General features: G+C 63.2%; 19 protein-coding genes. 17 read left to right on the top strand and 2 right to left on the bottom strand.

What is annotated here, in order from left to right:
• The first annotated feature begins 8 nt into the window (after positions 1–8).
• The 6 genes from lysA (at position 9) to prfA (ending at position 8,640) form a co-directional block, all read left to right on the top strand.
• Entirely contained in the window at positions 9–1,421 is a 1,413-nt protein-coding gene (lysA, locus tag E3T51_RS09200; protein WP_134529579.1) for a diaminopimelate decarboxylase, read from the top strand.
• A complete protein-coding gene (locus E3T51_RS09195) occupies positions 1,418–2,755 on the top strand; it encodes a homoserine dehydrogenase (protein WP_241989241.1) in 1,338 nt (445 codons plus the stop codon). The genes lysA and E3T51_RS09195 overlap by 4 nt, the downstream gene beginning before the upstream one ends.
• Positions 2,755–3,882, top strand: coding sequence for a threonine synthase (gene thrC / locus E3T51_RS09190; RefSeq protein WP_134529578.1), 1,128 nt, complete (start codon positions 2,755–2,757; stop codon positions 3,880–3,882). The genes E3T51_RS09195 and thrC overlap by 1 nt, the downstream gene beginning before the upstream one ends.
• Positions 3,879–4,826: a homoserine kinase gene (gene thrB / locus E3T51_RS09185; protein ID WP_134529577.1), complete on the top strand. Its 948-nt coding sequence runs from the start codon at positions 3,879–3,881 to the stop codon at positions 4,824–4,826. Before thrC ends, thrB begins: the two co-directional genes overlap by 4 nt.
• Positions 4,827–5,110: 284 nt before the next feature.
• Positions 5,111–7,561: a transcription termination factor Rho gene (rho, locus tag E3T51_RS09180; protein ID WP_134529576.1), complete on the top strand. Its 2,451-nt coding sequence runs from the start codon at positions 5,111–5,113 to the stop codon at positions 7,559–7,561.
• Positions 7,561–8,640, top strand: coding sequence for a peptide chain release factor 1 (prfA, locus tag E3T51_RS09175; protein WP_092109373.1), 1,080 nt, complete (start codon positions 7,561–7,563; stop codon positions 8,638–8,640). Before rho ends, prfA begins: the two co-directional genes overlap by 1 nt.
• Positions 8,641–8,730: 90 nt before the next feature.
• Here the strand turns inward: prfA and epsC are convergent, their stop codons facing one another.
• Together epsC and cysK are read right to left on the bottom strand one after the other, a co-directional pair.
• Positions 8,731–9,318 carry a serine O-acetyltransferase EpsC gene (gene epsC / locus E3T51_RS09170; RefSeq protein ID WP_134529575.1) on the bottom strand — a complete coding sequence of 196 codons (588 nt, stop codon included), beginning with the start codon at positions 9,316–9,318 and terminating at the stop codon, positions 8,731–8,733.
• Between the two features lie 21 nt (positions 9,319–9,339).
• Complete coding sequence (gene cysK / locus E3T51_RS09165) at positions 9,340–10,275, bottom strand: cysteine synthase A (RefSeq protein ID WP_134529574.1); 936 nt, start codon at positions 10,273–10,275, stop codon at positions 9,340–9,342.
• A gap of 113 nt (positions 10,276–10,388) precedes the next feature.
• On the opposite strand from cysK, the gene prmC reads away from it, so the two are divergent.
• The 11 genes from prmC (at position 10,389) to atpD (ending at position 20,855) form a co-directional block, all read left to right on the top strand.
• Complete coding sequence (gene prmC, locus E3T51_RS09160; protein WP_420898423.1) at positions 10,389–11,273, top strand: peptide chain release factor N(5)-glutamine methyltransferase; 885 nt, start codon at positions 10,389–10,391, stop codon at positions 11,271–11,273.
• Between the two features lie 82 nt (positions 11,274–11,355).
• Entirely contained in the window at positions 11,356–12,177 is an 822-nt protein-coding gene (locus E3T51_RS09155) for an L-threonylcarbamoyladenylate synthase (protein WP_134529573.1), read from the top strand.
• A 3-nt stretch (positions 12,178–12,180) separates the two neighbouring features.
• Positions 12,181–13,455 carry an MraY family glycosyltransferase gene (locus E3T51_RS09150; protein ID WP_134529572.1) on the top strand — a complete coding sequence of 425 codons (1,275 nt, stop codon included), beginning with the start codon at positions 12,181–12,183 and terminating at the stop codon, positions 13,453–13,455.
• The gene (locus E3T51_RS09145; protein ID WP_134529571.1) at positions 13,452–13,928 is read left to right on the top strand and encodes a Cg1360 family ATP-synthase-associated protein; all 477 of its coding nucleotides are present in this window, start codon (positions 13,452–13,454) and stop codon (positions 13,926–13,928) included. Before E3T51_RS09150 ends, E3T51_RS09145 begins: the two co-directional genes overlap by 4 nt.
• A gap of 195 nt (positions 13,929–14,123) precedes the next feature.
• Positions 14,124–14,912: a F0F1 ATP synthase subunit A gene (gene atpB, locus E3T51_RS09140; protein WP_241989243.1), complete on the top strand. Its 789-nt coding sequence runs from the start codon at positions 14,124–14,126 to the stop codon at positions 14,910–14,912.
• Between the two features lie 53 nt (positions 14,913–14,965).
• On the top strand, positions 14,966–15,205 hold the full coding sequence (atpE, locus tag E3T51_RS09135) for an ATP synthase F0 subunit C (protein ID WP_134345972.1): 240 nt from the start codon (positions 14,966–14,968) through the stop codon (positions 15,203–15,205).
• A 29-nt stretch (positions 15,206–15,234) separates the two neighbouring features.
• Positions 15,235–15,813, top strand: a complete 579-nt coding sequence (locus E3T51_RS09130) for a F0F1 ATP synthase subunit B (RefSeq protein ID WP_134529569.1) — start codon at positions 15,235–15,237, stop codon at positions 15,811–15,813.
• 3 nt (positions 15,814–15,816) lie between these two features.
• On the top strand, positions 15,817–16,632 hold the full coding sequence (locus E3T51_RS09125) for a F0F1 ATP synthase subunit delta (protein WP_134529568.1): 816 nt from the start codon (positions 15,817–15,819) through the stop codon (positions 16,630–16,632).
• 102 nt (positions 16,633–16,734) lie between these two features.
• Complete coding sequence (gene atpA / locus E3T51_RS09120) at positions 16,735–18,372, top strand: F0F1 ATP synthase subunit alpha (RefSeq protein WP_134529567.1); 1,638 nt, start codon at positions 16,735–16,737, stop codon at positions 18,370–18,372.
• An 83-nt stretch (positions 18,373–18,455) separates the two neighbouring features.
• Positions 18,456–19,358, top strand: coding sequence for a F0F1 ATP synthase subunit gamma (locus E3T51_RS09115; protein ID WP_134529566.1), 903 nt, complete (start codon positions 18,456–18,458; stop codon positions 19,356–19,358).
• Between the two features lie 33 nt (positions 19,359–19,391).
• Positions 19,392–20,855 carry a F0F1 ATP synthase subunit beta gene (gene atpD, locus E3T51_RS09110; protein ID WP_134529565.1) on the top strand — a complete coding sequence of 488 codons (1,464 nt, stop codon included), beginning with the start codon at positions 19,392–19,394 and terminating at the stop codon, positions 20,853–20,855.
• Position 20,856 lies beyond the last annotated feature (1 nt).

The raw sequence follows: 20,856 nt of genomic DNA, 5'->3' as shown, positions 1-20,856 counted from the left end.
TAGTTCCCGTGACACCTAGACCAAATCCGCTGGCGCCCGACTGGCTGCGCCTACCCGCCGACGCCAACGACATCGCGCCCGGTCTGTGGCCCGCCTCGGCGACCCGCAGCCGCACCGGCGAACTCGTGCTCGGCAACGTGAGTGCCACGGCCCTCGCTGCCGAATTCGGCACCCCCCTCTACGTCATCGATGAAGCGGATGCCCGCGCGCGCGCCGCCGAGCTGCTGGCCGTGTTCCAAGCCGAGTTCGCCCGCATCGGCACGAGCGCCAAGGTGTACTACGCCGGCAAGGCTTTTCTCTCGACCGAGGTAGTGCGCTGGATGATCGCTGCCGGGCTCAACATCGACGTGTGCAGCGGCGGCGAACTGGCCGTCGCTCTGGCCGGCGGCGCCGATCCGGCCCGGCTCGGTTTTCACGGCAATAACAAGTCACTCGCCGAACTCGATCAGGCCACTCGGGTCGGTGTCGGCACGATCGTGATCGACAGCGAGGTCGAAATCGGCCGTGTTGCCGAAGCCGCCGCTCGAAACGGTCGGGTGCAGAACGTGCGCCTGCGCGTGAACAGCGGCGTGCACGCGCACACCCACGATTTTCTGGCCACCTCCCACGAAGACCAGAAATTTGGCATCGTGCTCACCGATGCGCCGAGGCTCGTCACGCTTATTCGCGCCGAAACGGCTCTCAACTTCGTCGGCCTGCACTGTCACATCGGCTCGCAGATCTTCGGTGCCGACGGATTCGCCGAGTCGGCCGCTCGGTTGCTCGATCTGCACGCCGTACTGCTCGCCGATGGCCCGATACCCGAGCTCAACCTCGGCGGGGGCTTCGGCATCGCCTACACGAGTGCCGACGAACCCACCCCGATTCGCGAACTGGCCGTCGCCCTGGCCGACATCGTCGCGGCCGAGTGCGCTCGGCTGAACATTCCGCTGCCGATCGTCGCGTTCGAACCCGGCCGCGTCATCATCGGTCGCGCCGGCGTGAGCCTCTACCGCGTTGGCACCACCAAGGCCGTCGACGTCTCCGGCACCTCGCGGCTCTACGTGAGCGTCGACGGTGGAATGAGCGACAACGTGCGCCCGGCCCTCTACGGCGCCGACTACGCTGTGCGCCTGGCTGATCGAGCGTCGAGCAGCGAGCCGGTGCTCGTGCGCATCGCCGGCAAGCACTGCGAGAGCGGCGACATCGTGGTCGATGCCGACTATCTGCCCGGTGATGTGACTCCCGGTGATCTGCTCGCTGTGCCGGCCACCGGCGCCTACTGCTGGGCACTTTCCAACAACTACAACTTTCAGGGCCGTGCGCCCGTCATCGCTGTACTCGACGGCACAGCACGAGTGCTCGTGCGCGGCGAGACAATTGCCGATCTGCTCGCGCGGGACACCGGGGCGCAGCAGCCCTCCAACGGAGGAAAATCTTGAAGATCGAATACCGTAATCTGCGCGTAGCCCTCCTCGGCGGTGGATCGGTCGGCGCCCAGGTCGCCCGCCTGCTGCTGGAACAGGGGCCAGAACTCGCCAACCGCATCGGCGCCACGCTCGAACTGGTCGGCATCGCGGTTCGCGATGTCAACGCGGAACGCTCTGTCGACCTGCCACGAGAACTATTCACGACCAACGCCGAGGAACTCATCCTCAGCGCCGACATCGTCATTGAACTGATGGGCGGCATCGAGCCGGCCCGCAGCCATATTCTGCTTGCGATCAGCAGTGGAGCGGATGTTGTCACCGCCAATAAGGCGCTGCTGGCCCTCCATGGATCCGAACTGTTCGAGGCCGCGAACCAGGTGGGCGCCCAGATCAACTACGAGGCCGCCGTCGCCGGGGCTATTCCCATCGTGCGTCCGCTGCGGGAAAGCCTCGCCGGAGACCAGATCAAGCGAATCCTCGGCATCGTCAACGGCACCACCAACTTCATTCTCGACCGGATGGATACCGAAGGGTCCAGTCTCGAAGACGCGCTGGCCGAGGCGACCGCGCTCGGTTACGCGGAGGCCGATCCGACCGCCGACATCGGGGGCTACGACGCGGCGCAGAAAGCGGCCATTCTGGCGAGTCTGGCGTTTCACACGACGGTTCCGCTGGCATCCGTTTATCGCGAGGGCATCACCTCGGTCACCTCCGCGCAGATCGAATCGGCACGCAAAGCTGGCTATGTCGTGAAATTGCTGGCTATCTGCGAGCGTGTTACCGACGAGAACGGCGTGGACGGGGTGTCGGCACGGGTCTACCCGGCGATGGTGCCGCGCAGCCATCCGCTCGCTGCGGTGCACGGCGCGAACAATGCCGTCTTCGTCGAAGCGGAATCAGCCGGCAGCCTCATGTTTTACGGGGCCGGGGCCGGGGGAGTGGAGACGGCTTCTGCTGTGCTTGGCGACGTCGTTTCCATTGCCAGGCGTCACGTCGCCGGAGGGCCGGGAGTGGCCGCATCGAGCTACGCTGCGCTGCCCGTCTTTGACATCGGCCGGGTCACGACCCGGTACGCGGTGACCCTCGAGGTCACCGACGAGCCCGGCGTACTCGCGACCATCGCGAGCGTGTTCAGCAAACGTCTGGTCTCGTTGGCGCTCGTGGAGCAATCCATGACACCGGCCGTGATGGCTACACAGAGTCGCGCAGCGCGCTCAGCCACGGCTACCCTAGTAATCGGGACCCATGACGCAACGGAGGCCGCACTCGCCGCCACCGTGCATGATCTGGCCACCAATAGTGTCGTCAGCGAAGTCGCATCCGTATTGAGAGTTGAAGGAGTCTGATGTTTAGCCCAAGCGAGACCAGTGCCAACCTGACCAAGCCCGGCGCGATTGTCAGCCGCCAGTGGCGTGGGGTGCTGAACGAATACTCCGATCGGCTGAATATCTCGGCCGCGACGCCGATCATCACTATGGGTGAGGGCGGAACGCCGCTTATTCCAGCCGCCGCGCTCTCCGCCCGCACCGGCGCCAAGGTCTGGATCAAGTTCGAGGGTATGAACCCGACCGGGTCGTTCAAGGACCGAGGCATGACCATGGCCATCTCCAAGGCCATGGAAGACGGCGCGAAGGCGGTCATCTGCGCGTCGACCGGCAACACCAGCGCCTCCGCTGCCGCCTATGCCGCCCATGCCGGTATCACCGCCGCAGTGCTCGTGCCGGAGGGCAAGATCGCCATGGGCAAGCTCAGCCAGGCCGTCGCGCACAACGCGCAGCTGCTGCAGGTGCAGGGCAATTTCGACGACTGCCTCGACATCGCCCGCGACCTCGCCACCAACTACCCGGTGCACCTGGTCAACTCGGTCAACCCCGATCGCATCGAGGGCCAGAAGACGGCCGCGTTCGAGGTCGTCGAGGTGCTCGGTGACGCTCCCGACTTTCAATTCGTTCCGGTGGGCAACGCCGGCAACTACACGGCCTATTTTCGTGGTTACAGCGAAGAGGTAGCTCGCGGCGCCACCACGAAGCTGCCGCGCATGTTCGGCTTCCAGGCCTCCGGCAGCGCCCCGATCGTGCTGGGCCACCGCGTCGACCAGCCCGACACCATTGCGAGCGCCATCCGCATCGGCAACCCGGCATCCTGGGACCTCGCGCTGAACGCACGTGAGCAGAGCGACGGCTACTTCGGCGCCATCACCGACGCGAAAATTCTCGAAGCCCACCGCATCCTCTCGGCCGAGGTCGGCATTTTCGTGGAACCGGCATCCGCTATCGGTGTGGCCGGTCTGCTGGAGCGTGCCGAAGCCGGGTTCATTCCCCGCGGCTCGACCGTGGTCATCACCGTGACCGGCCACGGTTTGAAGGACCCGCAGTGGGCTCTGCGTACCGCAGACGGCTCCGACGTTGCACCGACCATCGTTCCGGTCGACACCGCCGAAATCGCCAGCGTTCTCGGCCTGGCCAAGGCATGACCAGTCCCGTCTCGCTGATCGGACGCGCCGTCTCGGTACAGGTGCCGGCCACGACGGCCAACCTCGGTCCGGGTTTTGACACTCTCGGCCTTGCGCTGGCAAAATACGACCAGCTCGAGGTCACCGTGCGAAGCGTTCCCGGTGTGTCCGTCGAGGTGCACGGTGTGGGTGCCGGTGTGGTTCCCACCGACGAGAGCAACCTCGTCGTGCGCGCCATCGCGCACGCGTTCGCCGCCGTCGGCCAGCCCCTGCCCGGGCTCAACATCGTCGCGCACAACGTTATCCCGCACGGGCGCGGCATGGGCTCGTCGGGTGCTGCGATCGTGTCGGGCATCATGGCCGCAAAGGGCCTGCTCGAGGGTATCGTCGACATCGATGCGGAAATGCTGCTCGTGCTTTCCACCGAGATGGAAGGACACCCCGACAACGTCGCGCCGGCGCTGTTCGGCGGTCTGACCATAGCCTGGACCACCCCGGAGGGGCCGCGTCACAAGAAGCTCATGGTGCATCGGGGCGTCAAACCGCTGGTGTTCGTGCCCGAGCAGGAGATGTCCACCGCGCTCGCGCGGAGCCTCCAGCCGACCTCGGTGCCGCACGAGGATGCCGTCTTTAACCTCTCGCGCTCCGCACTTCTCATCGCCGCGCTTATCCAGAGCCCGGAGCTGCTGCTCGCTGCGACCGAGGACAAACTGCACCAGAGCTACCGCGCCGCCGCTATGCCGGAGACGAATAAACTCATCACCCTCCTGCGCGCCGCCGGCTTCGCAGCCGTCGTGTCCGGTGCCGGACCATCCATTCTCGTGCTGGCGAGTGATCCGGGCCAGCGCCTGGTGGCGGCCGAACTCGTTGCGAGCAAATCTGATACCCCGTGGCGTGCCCTGATGCTGGCCGTCGACGTTCAGGGCGCCACCGTGCATCCGCTTACCGCGGAGAACGCCGCGTAACGGGTATTCTGACCGGGCCGACCTGCCGCGTGCACGTCGGCCCGACTGGCGGTTCGGCTGGTTCGGGAGTGCTATGATTTTTGTGTACCCGATAGAGACCGCCCACGGCGACATCTTCTCCGGTGCATTCCCTGTACCTCACTGCTATTGCGATTTCGTGCGTAGCTGTGTGTGTTTACACCAATCCCCTCCACTGTCGGATTGGATCACCCGCAGCGCATTCGTCGCTGCATACATCTCTCCTGGCCTGAATTTTTGTTCGGCAGGGGAAAGGAACCCCTTTCGTGACTGATGTCAACCTCCGCGCCACTGGCTCGGATCTTCCCCGCCTGAGTACCCTCCGCGTGTCTGAGCTTCAGGCTCTGGCGCTTGGATTGAAAATCCCCGGCGCTTCCAAACTTCGTAAAGGAGAACTCGTTGAGGCAATCGAAACCGCTCAGGCCGGCTCGAGCGCCGCTGCTCCGGTTGAGGCTGCCCCGGTAGTCGAGGCTGCACCGGTCGAGGCTGCTCCGGGCGAGGCTGCTCCCGAGAGCGCACCAATCGCGAGCCTGGCTGAGGCACTCGAAACGGTTCCGCGCAAGCGTGCACCGCGTCGCGCCAGTACCACTACCGCCGCTCCCGCCAAGTCCCACGTCAATGCCGACGCCAGCACCGGATTCGGTATCATCCTGCCCGATGCTCCGGCGGCTGGCTCGCGGATCGCGCGTAATGCCCGTGGCGCGGTGGCATCCAACACCGTTGCTCCCGCCGTTGACGATGCTGCAACCGCCGCACCCGACACCGACAAGCCGGTACGGCAGGCACGCAAGCGCGTGCAGGTCTCACCCGTTCACCGCGATGACGCGGTTGCGGTCGTCGACTCCTCTGATGCTCCGGCCGATGCACCCGTCGAGGCCACACCGCCCGCTCGTCGTCCATCCCGCCGCGCTTCGTCGCTGCGCCCAGCCGCTGTGGTTCCCGATGAGTCGGCCGCCGAGTCGCCCGCTGAGCCAATTGATGTCGTCGTAGCCACTCCCGAAGCTGGCGATTTTGCCGATTCGGCCGACGAGACAACCGACCAGGCAAGCGATTCCGCGGCGCCCCGTCAAGGGCGCAGCCGGAGCCGAAGCCGTGGTGGTGACCGTGCGCAGGCTGCCGATCGCAACCAGGGTGACCAGAGCACCCAGAACCAGAACACCCAGAACCAGAGCACCCAGAACCAGAACACCCAGAACCAGAACGACCGCGGTCAGAGCGACCGCAACCAGAACGGCACCAACGACGAGGGCATGACCCGGGCGCAGAGCCAGCGTCAGGCTCGCAACGAGCGCAATCAGGAACGCAACCAAGAGCGTGCCCAGGCGCAGGCCGACCGCAATCAGGGTCAGAACGATCGTGGGCAGGACCGCAATCAGGGTCAGAACGATCGTGGCTCAGACCGCAACCAGGGCCAGGACCGCAACCAGGGCCAGGACCGTAACCAGGGTCCCGATCGGCTCGACGACGACCTGAACGGCCGTGGCAACCGCAACCGGTATCGTGACCGCAAGCGTCGCGGCCCGAACCAGGGTGACGACTTCGAACCCGAGGTCAATGACGACGACGTACTCATTCCCGTCGCCGGCATCCTCGATGTGCTCGACAACTACGCGTTCGTGCGCACCTCGGGCTATCTGCCCGGTGCGAGCGACGTCTACGTCTCGCTCGGACAGGTCAAGAAGTACAACCTGCGTAAGGGTGACGCCGTTGTCGGTTCCATCCGGCAGCCGCACGAGGGTGACCAGTCCGGTCGTCAGAAGTACAACGCCATCGTGAAGGTCGACTCGATCAACGGCCAGACCGTTGAGGAGGCCCAGGCCCGCGTCGACTTCCACAAGCTCACCCCGTTGTACCCGACGGAACGCCTGCGCCTCGAGACCGAGCCGGGCAAGCTCACCCAGCGCATCATCGACCTCGTCGCCCCGATCGGCAAGGGCCAGCGCGGCCTGATCGTTGCGCCGCCCAAGGCCGGCAAGACCATCGTCATGCAGCAAATCGCCAACGCCATCGCCACCAACAACCCCGAGGTTCACCTCATGGTCGTTCTGGTCGATGAGCGGCCCGAAGAGGTCACCGACATGCAGCGCACGGTGAAGGGTGAGGTCATCGCCTCGACCTTCGACCGTCCTGCCGAAGACCACACCGTTGTCGCCGAGCTCGCCATCGAGCGTGCCAAGCGTCTCGTAGAACTGGGTCACGATGTCGTCGTGCTGCTCGACTCGATCACCCGCCTCGGCCGCGCCTACAACCTCGTCGCGCCGGCCTCTGGTCGAATCCTTTCCGGCGGCGTCGACGCATCCGCTCTGTATCCGCCGAAACGTTTCTTCGGTGCGGCGCGCAACATTGAGAACGGTGGCTCGCTCACCATTCTCGCCTCCGCGCTCGTTGAGACCGGTTCCAAGATGGACGAGGTCATCTTCGAAGAGTTCAAGGGCACCGGCAACATGGAATTGCGTCTGTCGCGTCAGTTGGCCGACAAGCGCATCTTCCCCGCCGTCGATGTGAACGCCTCGGGCACCCGTCGTGAAGAAATGCTGATGAGCCCCGATGAAGTAAAGGTCACCTGGAAGCTGCGTCGCGCCCTCGCAGGGCTCGAACAGCAGCAAGCTCTCGAACTCATCCTCGGCCGTCTCAAGGAGACTACGTCGAACGTTGAATTCCTCATGCAGGTTCAGAAGTCGATGCCGACCCTGAACGGGTCAGATAAGGACAAGTAATGTTCGAATCCGTCCTCACGCTGCTGGCCGAGCATGATGACCTGCAGTCGCAGTTGGCGGATCCGGAGCTGCACGCGAATCCGGCCCGTTCGAAGAAGGTCAACCGGCGTTATGCCGAGTTGAGCCGCATCATCGCGGCTTACCACGAGTGGAAAGAGGTTGACGATAACCTTGAAGCCGCTCGTGAACTCGCCGATGAAGATGCTGCGTTTGCCGAAGAAATTCCAGATCTGGTGGAACAGCTCGATGTCACGGCTGAGAAGCTGCGACGCCTGCTAATTCCGCGCGACGAACTCGATGCCCGCGACGTGATCATGGAGATCAAGATGGGGGAGGGCGGGGCCGAATCGGCGCTGTTCGCCGCCGATCTGCTGCGCATGTACCTGCACTACGCCGAGTCGAATCGCTGGAAGACCGAGATCATCGAGCAGACCTCGAGCGACCTCGGCGGCATCAAAGATATTCAGCTCGCGATCAAGGGTAATTCGAGTGACCCGGCCGAGGGCGTGTGGGCGCACCTGAAGTATGAGGGCGGTGTGCACCGCGTGCAGCGGGTGCCAGCGACCGAGTCTCAGGGACGCATTCACACCTCCGCGGCCGGAGTGCTCGTCTTCCCCGAGGTCGACGAGCCCGAAGAGGTCGAGCTGCACCCAAACGATCTTAAAATCGACGTGTACCGCTCGAGTGGCCCCGGTGGTCAGTCGGTCAACACGACCGACTCCGCCGTGCGTATCACCCACCTCCCCACCGGAATCGTCGTCGCGATGCAGAACGAGAAGTCCCAGCTGCAGAACAAGGAAGCCGGTATGCGCGTTTTGCGGGCCCGGGTTCTGGCCCGCCAGCAGGAAGAGATCGACGCGGCGGCCTCGCTCGTGCGCAAGGGCCAGATTCGCACGATGGATCGCTCTGAGCGCATCCGCACGTACAACTTTCCGGAGAACCGCATCGCGGACCACCGTACCGGCTACAAGGCCTACAACCTCGACGCCGTTATGAACGGTGCCCTTGGCCCCGTCATCGACTCCTGCATCCACGCCGACGAGGAGACCCGCCTGGCAGAGCTAGGCGACCCCGAGTAGGACCCGCATTAACCGACCGGGCCCGGGCCCGGAAAGCCGGCCCACGATAGAACATGGGCCCACTTTCCGGGCCCGGGCCCGGTCGCTGTATTAGAGGTAGTACTCCGGTTCGAGGGTCCCTCCGCGGGCAGACTCGACCGTCGCGGGGGTTTGCGGGCGTATCGTCGCCGGTACGCCGACCAGCAGGGAGCGCGGAGGGGAATTTTTGGTCACGACGGCGTTCGAGCCGATCGTGCTCCAGGCCCCGATCGTGATCGGGCCGAGCACCTTGGCGCCCGCCCCCACAGTGACGCCGTCATCGAGAAACGGATGCCGCCGCACCCCCCGCGCATGCCCGTGACGGCTCTTGCCGCCCAGCGTCACCGCGTGGTACAGCATCACATCGTCGCCGAGCACTGCAGTCTCCCCAATCACTACGCCCATGCCGTGGTCGATGAACAGCCGGCGGCCGATCGTGGCCCCCGGATGAATCTCAATTCCGGTGAGAAACCGGGTCACCTGAGACAGCAGACGTGCGGGCAAATGGAGCCCGGCACGCCACAGGCGATTGGCAACCCGGTACGACCAGACCGCGTGCAGCCCGCTGTAGGCAAGGAACACCTCGGTGTTACTGCGCGCGGCGGGGTCGTGGGTGCGCGCAGCCGCGACGTCTTCGCGTAGGCGCAGGAAAGAATTCATTGAGGGGCAGGCAGCGTTCTCTTAGTCCAGCAGGTCTTCGTACAACACGGTCGAGATGTATCGCTCGCCGAAGCCGGGAATGATGACGACAATGGTCTTACCAGCGTTCTCCGGGAGTTTTGCCTGCTCAAGCGCTGCCCAGACAGCGGCGCCGCCGGAAATGCCGCCGAGGATTCCTTCATCCGTGCCGAGTGAACGCGCTGCGGCGAGCGAGTCGGCCAGGGTTACGTCGATGATCGAGTCGTAAACGCCGCGGTCGAGGGTTTCGGGCACGAAGTTGGCGCCGAGGCCCTGAATCTTGTGCGGGCCAGGCTTGCCGCCGGTGAGAATGGGGGAGTCGATCGGCTCGACACCGACGACCTTGAGACCCGGCTTCTGCTCCTTGAGGTAGCCGCCAGCGCCCGAGAGTGTACCGCCGGTACCGATGCCAGCGACGAGAATGTCGACCGTGCCCCCGGTGTCGTTCCAGATCTCGACGCCGGTGGTCGCGCGGTGAACGGCCGGGTTGGCCGGGTTCGTGAACTGGCTGGCCAATACGGCGCCCGGGGTATTCGCGACGATCTCGGCGGCCTTTTCGACCGCTCCGCGCATGCCGTCGGCCCCGGCGGTCAGCACGATCTCCGCGCCGTACGCCCGCATCATGACGCGGCGTTCCTTACTCATCGTTTCGGGCATGGCCAGGATGACGGTGTAACCGCGGGCCGCGCCGACCATGGCGAGGGCGATGCCCGTGTTGCCACTGGTCGCTTCAACGATGGTTCCACCGGGCTTGAGCGAACCGTCCTTCTCTGCTGCGTCGATGATTGCAACGCCGATACGGTCCTTCACGCTGCTCGAGGGGTTGTAAAACTCGAGCTTGGCAAGCACGGTGGCACCGAGGCCCTCGGTCAAGCGGTTCAGCTTGACGAGGGGGGTTCCACCGACGGCTTCGGTGATGTCGGAGTAGATCTTGGGCACGTGAGCAACTTTCGTTCGGTGGAATTTTGCTAAATCCAAATAAATTGGGTGGCAGGGCCGTCTTCAGCCTATGCCCACGGCTGCTAACGGCCGGGTGCGTTACATTTCACTACGTGCCTTCTTCAGATTCTGCCCTGCCTGCCACCGTGACTTCCCTGCGTAACCGAGCGGTCAGCCTGCTCACAGCGGCCGGCATCACCGACCCCGAAGTTGACGCCGACCTGCTGATCGGCCACGTGCTCGGACAGAGCCGTGGCGAAGTGCAGGCCGGCAGCATCCTAAATCGACCGATCAGCCCAGCGGATGCCGCCACCATCGACATCCTGCTCGCCCGCCGCGGCAGGCGCGAACCACTGCAGCACATCACTGGGCGGGCCCCGTTCCGGTCGTTGTCGTTGAACGTTGGTCCCGGTGTTTTCGTGCCGCGGCCCGAAACCGAACAGGTCGCCCAGCTCGCCATCGACGCCCTGCGGTCGATGCCCGATCCGGAGCCGATTGGCGTTGACCTGGGCACCGGGAGCGGCGCGATCGCGTTGGCTCTGGCCACCGAAGTGCCCCACGCGCGCATCTTCGCGATTGAGAATTCGCCAGAGGCTTTTTCGTGGACCACTCGAAACTTTAAGGAAGTGGCCGCCGAAAACGCCATCCTCACCTTCGGTGATCTCGTGGACGCATTCGTGGAACTCGACGGTACGGTTGCCGTCGTTATCTCCAATCCACCGTACATTCCAGCCGATGCGATCCCCCGTGACCCCGAGGTGCGTCTGTTCGACCCCGCCCACGCCCTGTTCGGCGGACCAGACGGCCTCGACGTGGTGCGCAGCGTGTCGGCAACCGGTCTTCGGCTGCTGCGCCCCGGCGGGGTGCTCGTGATCGAACACGGCGAGCTGCAGGGTGCCGCGATCAGGGAGTTGCTGGCGATCGATGGCTGGCGCGCCCCCGCCACCCACCGCGACTACACCAGTCGCGACCGGGCCACGACAGCACTTCGGCCCTAAACAGCACGTGCCGAGGCCGTCGTTCAAACGCCCAGCCCGCGTATCCGCTCTTCACAACCGCACTGGGTTAGAATTGCCGGAAATGACACGCATCTACGATTGCACGAGCGACTCGCAAGCGAGCGAAGACTACCAAGCGCACATTTCACTGGCGCGCACGGCCATCGGACGCGGGGCGCTCGTTGTCATCCCTACCGACACGGTCTACGGCATTGCCGCTGACGCATTCAACGCCGAAGCGGTGCAGCTGCTCCTCGACGCAAAGGGCCGAAGCCGGCAGTCGCCCCCGCCGGTACTCATTCCGGGCGTCTCCACCCTTGACGCCCTCGCCGTGGACGTACCGCAGCCGGTACGCGACCTGGTCGCGGCGTTCTGGCCCGGGGGACTCACGGTCATCGTCAATGCTCAGCCCTCGCTGGTCTGGGATCTCGGTGAGACCCGCGGTACCGTGGCGCTGCGCATGCCGAGCAATCAGGTCGCCCTCGACCTGCTCGCGGAGACCGGCCCGCTTGCCGTATCCAGCGCAAATCTCAGCGGCATGCCGGCCACCGTCGACGCCCAGGCTGCCGCCGCCGCGCTCGGCGAGAGCGTCGACATGTACCTCGACGGTGGAACCGCTGGCAGCACCTATGACAGCGTGTTTAGTCAGACCAGCGACGTGTCGTCGACGATCGTGGACGCCTCCGGTTTCGAGACCAACGGTGGTTTTCTGCACATCGTGCGTAGCGGCGTTATCTCCCGCGAGGCCATCGCGAACGTCGTGGGCGATGTGCTCGCGGCCGTGCCGGCTATTCCAGGGACACCGGCGGTACCGGCTGAAACGGATGCTGCGCCAACCGTCGTTGCCCCGTCCCAGGATGCCAGCATTGGCGACGCTCCCGACGAAACGGATGCCAGCCGGTAGCCCATGACCCTTTTCCTCCTGCTCGCGCTCGTTTCGGCGATCGTGACCTTCGTTTTGTCAATCGTGGTCTACAAACTGAGCCACAAGTATCGCCTATACCCGAAAATCCGCGCACGCGACGTGCACACCCGGCCGACGCCGCGTCTCGGCGGCATCGCCATGTTCCTCGGAATTCTCGTGGCTTTCGGCATCGCCTATCTCATTTCGGCTCCCTTCGCCCCGCTGCGTCTGGTCTTCGCCGACCCGCAGCAGATTCTCGCGATCCTCGGCGCTGCACTTTTGATCGTGCTTGTCGGCGTCGCCGACGATATCTGGGACCTCGACTGGATGACCAAGCTGGCCGGACAATTTATCGCCGCTGGTCTAGTCGCCTGGCAGGGCGTACAAATCTACTCCCTGCCGATCGGCGGACTGACGGTCTGGAGCGGCTGGACGTCGATCGTCGTCACGGTCGTCGCGATCGTCGTGGTCATGAACATGATCAACTTCATCGACGGCCTGGACGGCCTCGTCACCGGCGTGGCATTGATCGCAAACGGGGTGTTTTTCCTCTACAGCTACTTGCTCGTGCGAGACACCTCACCGACCAATTACTTCAACCTCGCCTCGCTTATCGCCGCCATCCTGGTGGGCGCCTGTGTCGGTTTCCTCCCCTTGAACTGGCACCCGGCCAAAATGTTCATGGGCGATGCCGGTGCGCTCCTGGTTGGACTGCTCATGGCAACGAGCGCCATCGCCATCACCGGCCAGATCGACCTGACAGCGATCAATCGCTCCCAGCTGTTTCCGGCCTTCATTCCCATCCTGCTGCCGGTGGCGATCATGATCATTCCGCTGCTCGACTTTGGGCTGGCCGTGATCCGTCGCGTGCACGCCGGCAAATCACCATTCAGCGCCGACCGAAAACATCTGCACCACCGGCTGCTCGATATGGGACATTCCCACCTGCACGCCGTGCTGATCTTTTATGGGTGGACGGCAGCAGCAGCCATCGGATGCCTCCTGTACTACATCCTGCCGGTCTATTTCGGGCTGCCGACCTGGTACGCGACCATCTTTGTGGTCACGTCGCTGCTGATCTGCACCATCGTCACGCTCGCCCCGCTCGGCCGCCGCAAGACCGGTGAATGGATCAGCCAGTCGGCTCCGGTGCAGATGGCAGCGCTAGACCGATTTGACCCGCTTGACGAAGCCGCTGCGCCCACGACAGTACTATCAGCCCCAACAACGACACGAGCGACCGCCTCCGCGGCGGCGCCTGCCGAGGAGAACGTATGACCAGCGCCACCCCACCCGTTTCCACCCAGCCCACCTCGATCCCCGTGCTGCGCCGCATCCTGATGTACGGGGGATATGTCGCCCTCGCCATCGCCGTGGTGGGCTCGATCATCGGCTACCTCGTCGGGGGCGGCACCGGTGTACTCAGCGCCCTGATCGGAACGCTCATGTCGGTGGCCTTCATGGGGATCACGGCCGGCAGCATTCTGCTGGCCAACCGCGTCGCCGGAAACGAATCCGCCATCGCCGGCTTCTTCGGCATCATCATGGGCGGCTGGTTATTCAAATTCGTCGTATTCCTGGTGCTGCTCGTGGTGCTGCAGGATCGCGCGTGGATTGAACCCATGGTGCTGTTCTTATGCATCGTCGCCGGTGTCGTGGGTTCCCTCGTCGTGGACGCTGTCGTGGTCATGAAGAGCCGCATGCCCTACGTCAGCGACGTCAGACTGCCCCCCGCCCCGGTCGACGACTAACCCTTCGACCCATACGCCCACGGATCCTGCTCTCGATTCGGCTCCGCGCCTGATCTTTGCTAGAGTAAACACCGATCCCACCCCGGTTTGCACATGCTTTTTTGCGTCGTGAACCTGCCCATATTCGTCGTTGCGCGAGCAGAGCTCACCGCCCCGAAACAGGAGAAAGCGCTGCTAGAAATCGCCGTAAACCTGATGGTCCCGTCTGCCACCGGCGACGGTGAATTCCACGGTCCCACCATCAATGAGTTTTTTCCCGACGTAATATTTTTTGCTGATACTCCGTTCGAGATCAACCGCATCATTCTGATTCGCTTCCTCTCGGTTGCAGTTCTGATGTTGCTCTTTTGGCTCGGCACTCGCCGCATGAAGATCATCCCCACACGCGGTCAGAGCCTGGCCGAAATGGGCCTCGACTTCGTTCGGGTCAACATCGCTGAAGACCTGCTCGGCAAGAAAGAGGGCAAGCGTTTTCTGCCGTTGCTGACGACCATTTTCTTCATGGTGTTGTTCATGAACATCACGGGAATCATTCCGTTCCTCAACATCGCCGGAACCTCGGTGATCGGGGTTCCGCTGCTTCTCGGTGCCATTTCCTACGGAACCTTCATCTACGCCGGCGTCAAGAAGAGCCCGGGAAACTTTTTCCGCAACTCGCTCTTCCCGCCCGGAGTCCCCAAGGGTCTCTACCTCATCGTGACGCCGATCGAATTCATCTCGACGTTCCTGGTGCGACCAGTCACCCTGACGCTCCGACTGATGATGAACATGATCGTCGGACACCTTCTGCTCGTGCTGTTCTTTAGCGCTACCCAGTTCTTCTTCTTCACTGCGGATGGCGGGTTCAAGCTCTTCGGTGCTGGCACCCTCGTCTTCGGCTTCGCCTTCACCCTCTTCGAAGTGTTGATTGCGCTCCTCCAGGCTTACATTTTTGCCCTACTCACCGCCGTCTACATCCAGCTCGCGCTGGCTGAGGAACACTAGACACTTTAGGAATCCGGCACTCGCCGAATTCACCATCACGGAAGGAAACATACGTGGACGCAACAACCGTTCTCGCGGAAATCAACGGAAACATCGCGACCGTCGGTTATGGCCTCGCAGCCATCGGCCCGGCAATCGGTGTAGGTATCGTCGTTGGCAAGACCATCGAAGGTGTCGCGCGTCAGCCTGAGCTGGCCGGTCGCCTGCAGGTGCTGATGTACATCGGTATCGCCTTCACCGAGGCGCTCGCCTTCATCGGTATCGCCACCTACTTCATTTTCACCGGCGTCTAAACCTCTTCACCACCTAACTAGGAGGCATGATGCTTCACGCAGTAATTGCAGCCGCGACGGAAGAAGCGGCGCCAAACCCGCTTATCCCGGAGATCTACGACATCATCTGGTCGGCGGTCTGCTTTGTCGTGATTTTGTTTTTCTTCTGGAAGCTCGTTCTTCCTAAGATGCAGAAGCTTCTTGACGATCGTGCAGAAGCCATCGAGGGCAATATCGCTAAAGCCGACGACGCCCAGCGCAAGGCCGAAGCTGCACTCGTGCAGTACACGGCCCAGCTGGCTGACGCTCGCGCCGAAGCCGGTCAGATTCGTGACCAGGCCCGCACTGATGGCCAGCGCATCGTCGCTGAGCACAAGGAGGTGGCCACGGCTGAGGCCGGTCGCATCGCGTCCAGTGCGAAAATGCAGATCGAAGCCGAACGTCAGGCCGCCGTCGTGTCGCTTCGCAGTGAGGTCGGCACACTTGCCATTGACCTCGCTTCGGGTGTCATCGGTGAAAGCCTGTCCGACGACGCTAAGGCCAGCGCCATTGTCGATCGTTTCCTGGCCGAACTTGAAGCCAGCGAAGTAACGTCCGAGGCGACAGCTCCTACAGTCGGAAAGATCTAGCACATGGGAAGCGCCACCAGAGAAGCACTGGCAACGTCGAGGGCGGCACTGTCCGTTCCCGGCGGGACGACTGATCTGGCGACGGGCGAAAGTTTGTTCGGTGCCGGTCGCGTGATTGGTTCGTCATCCCAGCTGTTGTCAGCCCTCGGCGACGCGTCAGCGGATGCTGCGGCTAAGGTCACCCTCGCGCGCGCGGTTTTCGGTGCAACTGTGACACCTCGCGCGCTAGACCTGCTTGCCGCTGCAGCGTCCGAACGCTGGTCCAGCCACGACGACCTATTGGCCGGCATTGAAGAACTCGGCCTGCGGGCCCTGGCCCTGTCTGTGACGGCCGGCGTTGCGTCAGCCGCCGGCACGTCCATCGAGGGTGAACTGTTCGCCTTCGGTAAGAGTGTGGCCTCCGACGCTGAGCTGGAGCTGGCTCTGGCCAGCAAGCTCGGCAAGCCAGGCGCCAAGGCTGCCCTGGTTGAGAAGCTTCTGGCCGGCAAAGTTTCCGGTCAGACGCTCGCCATTGTTCGCCACCTGGTGCAGCAGCCTCGCGGTCGCCGCATCGGTGAACTGCTGCGACACGCAGCAGCGGTCGTCGCGGATGAGACTGGCACGTCGATCGCTACCGTCACGTCGGCACATGTCCTCACCGCCGACCAGCTTGCCCGCCTGCAGAAGAACCTCGAGCTGCGTCACGGACGAGCACTGACCATCAACCAGGTCGTCGACCCGGAATTGGTTGGTGGCGTGCGCGTACAAATCGGTGATTTGGTCATCGACGGCAGTATTGCAACCCGCTTGGCGGACTTGAGACTCCAGCTCGCTCGCTGAGTCACCTCAGCAGCACCATAAACCCAGCAGTACCAGATGACTCAGGGCGGCAGCGTCCTCGAACAGACAGAACCTGTACAGCCGTACAGAAAAGGGAAGATGATGGCAGAACTAACGATCAGCCCCGATGAGATCCGTGGCGCTCTCCAGGACTTCGTCAAGTCCTACGAGCCGAACAAAACATCAACGACCGAGGTTGGCTACGTCACCACGGCCGGCGACGGTATCGCCCACGTTGAGGGCTTGCCCGGCGTGATGGCGAACGAACTCATCAAATTTGCCGACGGCACCCTGGGCCTGGCCCAGAACCTCGACGAGGATGAGATCGGCGTCGTCGTTCTCGGCGAATTCGGCGGCATTGTTGAGGGCATGGAGGTGCACCGCACTGGCGAAGTACTCTCCGTACCCGTTGGCGACGGTTACCTCGGTCGGGTTGTCGACCCGCTCGGTGCCCCCATTGACGGACTCGGCGACATCGCGACCGAAGGCCGTCGTGCCCTCGAGCTGCAGGCCCCCGGCGTCATGAGCCGCAAGTCGGTTCACGAGCCGATGCAGACCGGCATCAAGGCTATCGACGCCATGATCCCGATCGGCCGCGGCCAGCGTCAGCTGATCATCGGTGACCGCCAGACCGGCAAGACGGCGATCGCGATCGACACCATCATCAACCAGAAGGCCAACTGGGAGTCCGGCGACACGACCAAGCAGGTTCGTTGCATCTATGTCGCCATTGGACAGAAGGGCTCCACCATCGCTTCGGTGAAGGGTGCGCTCGAGGATGCCGGAGCGATGGAATACACCACCATCGTCGCTGCTCCCGCCTCTGACCCGGCCGGCTTCAAGTATCTCGCCCCGTACACCGGATCGGCCATCGGCCAGCACTGGATGTACGCCGGCAAGCACGTTCTCATCGTCTTCGATGACCTCTCCAAGCAGGCCGAGGCCTACCGTGCGGTATCGCTGCTTCTGCGTCGCCCGCCGGGACGCGAAGCGTACCCCGGAGACGTGTTCTACCTGCACTCCCGCCTGCTCGAGCGTTGTGCCAAGCTTTCCGACGAGCTCGGTGCCGGATCGATGACCGGTCTTCCGATCATTGAGACCAAGGCCAACGACGTTGCCGCCTACATTCCGACCAACGTGATTTCAATCACCGACGGTCAGATCTTCCTGCAGTCCGACCTGTTCAACGCCAACCAGCGTCCCGCTGTCGACGTTGGTATCTCGGTCTCCCGTGTCGGTGGTGACGCGCAGGTCAAGTCGATCAAGAAGGTCTCCGGAACCCTCAAGCTCGAGTTGGCCCAGTACCGTTCACTCGAGGCCTTCGCCATGTTTGCCTCCGACCTCGACGCAGCGAGCCGTCGTCAGCTCGCCCGCGGAGCCCGCCTCACTGAGCTGTTGCGTCAGCCGCAGTACTCGCCGTACCCCGTCGAGGATCAGGTCGTCTCAATCTGGGCCGGCATCAACGGCAAGCTCGACGAGGTTCCCGTTGCCGACGTGCTGCGCTTCGAGCGCGAGCTGCTCGACTTCCTCGGTCGTAACACTGAGATCCTGAAGACCCTGCGCGAGACCAACGTTCTCTCTGACGAGACCGTGACAGCCCTCACCGCCGGCGTCGACAAGTTCAAGCTTGAATTCCAGACCGGTGAGGGCAAGCCGCTCGCCTCGGTGGGCAAGGAAAAGTTTGAGGCTATTGCTGCTGAAGACGTCAACCAGGAAAAGATCGTCAAGCACCGCCGCTAGTCCTCGGCGATTCGCACGATGCAGAACCACTGACGACGGTGTAACAATGACGACGACAAACTGAAAGACAAGGAAGCAGACACATGGGAGCGCAACTTCGGGTCTACCGGCAGAAGATCAAGTCTGCCCAGACGACCAAGAAGATCACTCGGGCCATGGAGCTGATCTCCGCCTCGCGTATCCAGAAAGCGCAGGCGCGAGTGGCGGCGTCAACCCCGTACTCGCGCGCGGTAACGCGTGCTGTTTCCGCGGTGGCCACGTACTCGAACGTTGAGCACGTGCTCACCACGGAACCCGAGAAGATCGAGCGCGCAGCGGTCGTTATTTTCGCGTCCGACCGCGGCCTGGCCGGTGCGTTCAGCTCGCAGGTGCTGCGGGAAGCCGAGTCTCTGAGCGAGTTGCTCCGTGGCCAGGGCAAAGAGATCGTGTACTTCCTGGTCGGCCGCAAGGCCATCGCCTACTTCAACTTTCGCAACCGAGCCTCGGAGCGAATTTGGACTGGTGGAACAGACCAGCCACAGTTTGAAACGGCCAAAGAAATCGGCGAAGCCCTTCTGGAGACGTTCCTTACGGACTATGCCGATGGTGGCGTCGACGAGATTCACATCGTCTACAACCGTTTCGTCAGCATGGTCACCCAGGTTCCCGAAGTCGTTCGACTGCTTCCCCTCGAAGTCGTCGAGGGGGTGGAAGAGCCCGGTGAAAATAAGGTCCTTCCTCTCTACGAGTTTGAACCCGACGTCGAAACCGTTCTAGATAGCCTCCTCCCGGTATACATCGAGAGTCGTTTGTTCAACGCGATGCTGCAGTCGGCGGCGTCCGAGCACGCGAGTCGCCAGAAGGCGATGAAGTCGGCCAGTGACAACGCCGACAAGCTAATTACGGACTACACACGCCTGTCGAACAACGCGCGTCAGTCCGAGATTACCCAGCAGATTTCCGAGATCGTGGGTGGAGCCGACGCGCTCTCATCCGCTAAGAAGTAGTTCACATGTCCTATGGGCAGAGAAGAGAGAGCAATGACTGACACCGCAATCGCGCCAGTCCGGGCGGACGACACGGCCGGCTCTGTTGGCCGCATCGCGCGCGTCACGGGCCCCGTTGTCGACATCGAGTTTCCGCATGACTCGATCCCCGGCATCTACAATGCCCTGAAGACCACGATCACCATCGGTGACGAGTCGAACGAGATCACGCTTGAGGTCGCATTGCACCTCGGTGACGACCTCGTTCGTGCCATCGCGCTCAACCCGACCGACGGACTCGTCCGCGGACAGGAAGTACGCGACACCGGCAGCCCCATCACCGTTCCGGTCGGAAACGTCACCAAGGGCAAGGTCTTCAACGTCATCGGCGATGTCCTCAACGCCCAGCCCGGCGAGAAGATCGAAATCACCGAGCGCTGGCCCATCCACCGCAAGCCGCCGGCCTTCGACCAGCTCGAGTCCAAGACTCAGCTGTTCGAAACTGGAATCAAGGTCATCGACCTTCTGACGCCGTACGTTCTCGGTGGAAAGATTGGCCTGTTCGGTGGTGCCGGAGTCGGCAAGACCGTCCTCATCCAGGAAATGATCCAGCGCGTTGCGCAGGACCACGGTGGAGTATCGGTGTTCGCCGGAGTCGGCGAGCGTACCCGTGAGGGCAACGACCTTATCGCCGAGATGGAAGAAGCCGGCGTTTTCGACAAGACCGCCCTAGTCTTCGGCCAGATGGACGAGCCGCCGGGAACGCGTCTGCGCGTTGCCCTCTCCGCCCTCACCATGGCTGAGTACTTCCGCGACGTGGAGAAGCAAGACGTCTTGCTCTTCATCGACAACATCTTCCGTTTCACCCAGGCCGGTTCCGAGGTGTCGACCCTACTGGGCCGTATGCCTTCCGCCGTGGGCTACCAGCCCAACCTGGCCGACGAGATGGGCATCCTGCAGGAGCGCATCACGTCGACCCGCGGCCACTCGATCACCTCCCTCCAGGCGATCTACGTTCCCGCCGACGACTACACCGACCCGGCACCGGCGACCACGTTCGCCCACCTGGACGCAACGACCGAGCTGTCCCGTGCGATTGCGTCGAAGGGCCTGTATCCGGCCGTCGATCCGCTCACCTCGACCAGCCGTATCCTCGACCCCCGCTACCTGGGTGCCGATCACTACAACACGGCCGTTCGCGTCAAGGCCATCCTGCAGAAGAACAAGGAACTCCAGGAGATCATCGCGATCCTCGGTGTTGACGAGCTCTCTGAGGAAGACAAGGTCACGGTTTCCCGTGCCCGCCGCATCGAGCAGTTCCTGTCGCAGAACACCTACATGGCGAAGAAGTTCACCGGTGTCGAGGGTTCCACCGTTCCGCTCAAGGACACCATCGAGTCGTTCACGGCCATCGCTAACGGCGACTTCGACCACGTGGCCGAGCAGGCTTTCTTCAACGTCGGTGGCATCAACGACGTCGAAGAGAAGTGGGCTCAGATTCAGAAGGAGAACGACTAAG

Source organism: Cryobacterium serini (assembly GCF_004404025.1).
Taxonomy (GTDB): Bacteria; Actinomycetota; Actinomycetes; order Actinomycetales; family Microbacteriaceae; genus Cryobacterium; species Cryobacterium serini.
The sequence above is the reverse complement of the archived record's forward strand: the minus strand, read 5'-3'. Positions and strand labels throughout refer to the sequence as shown.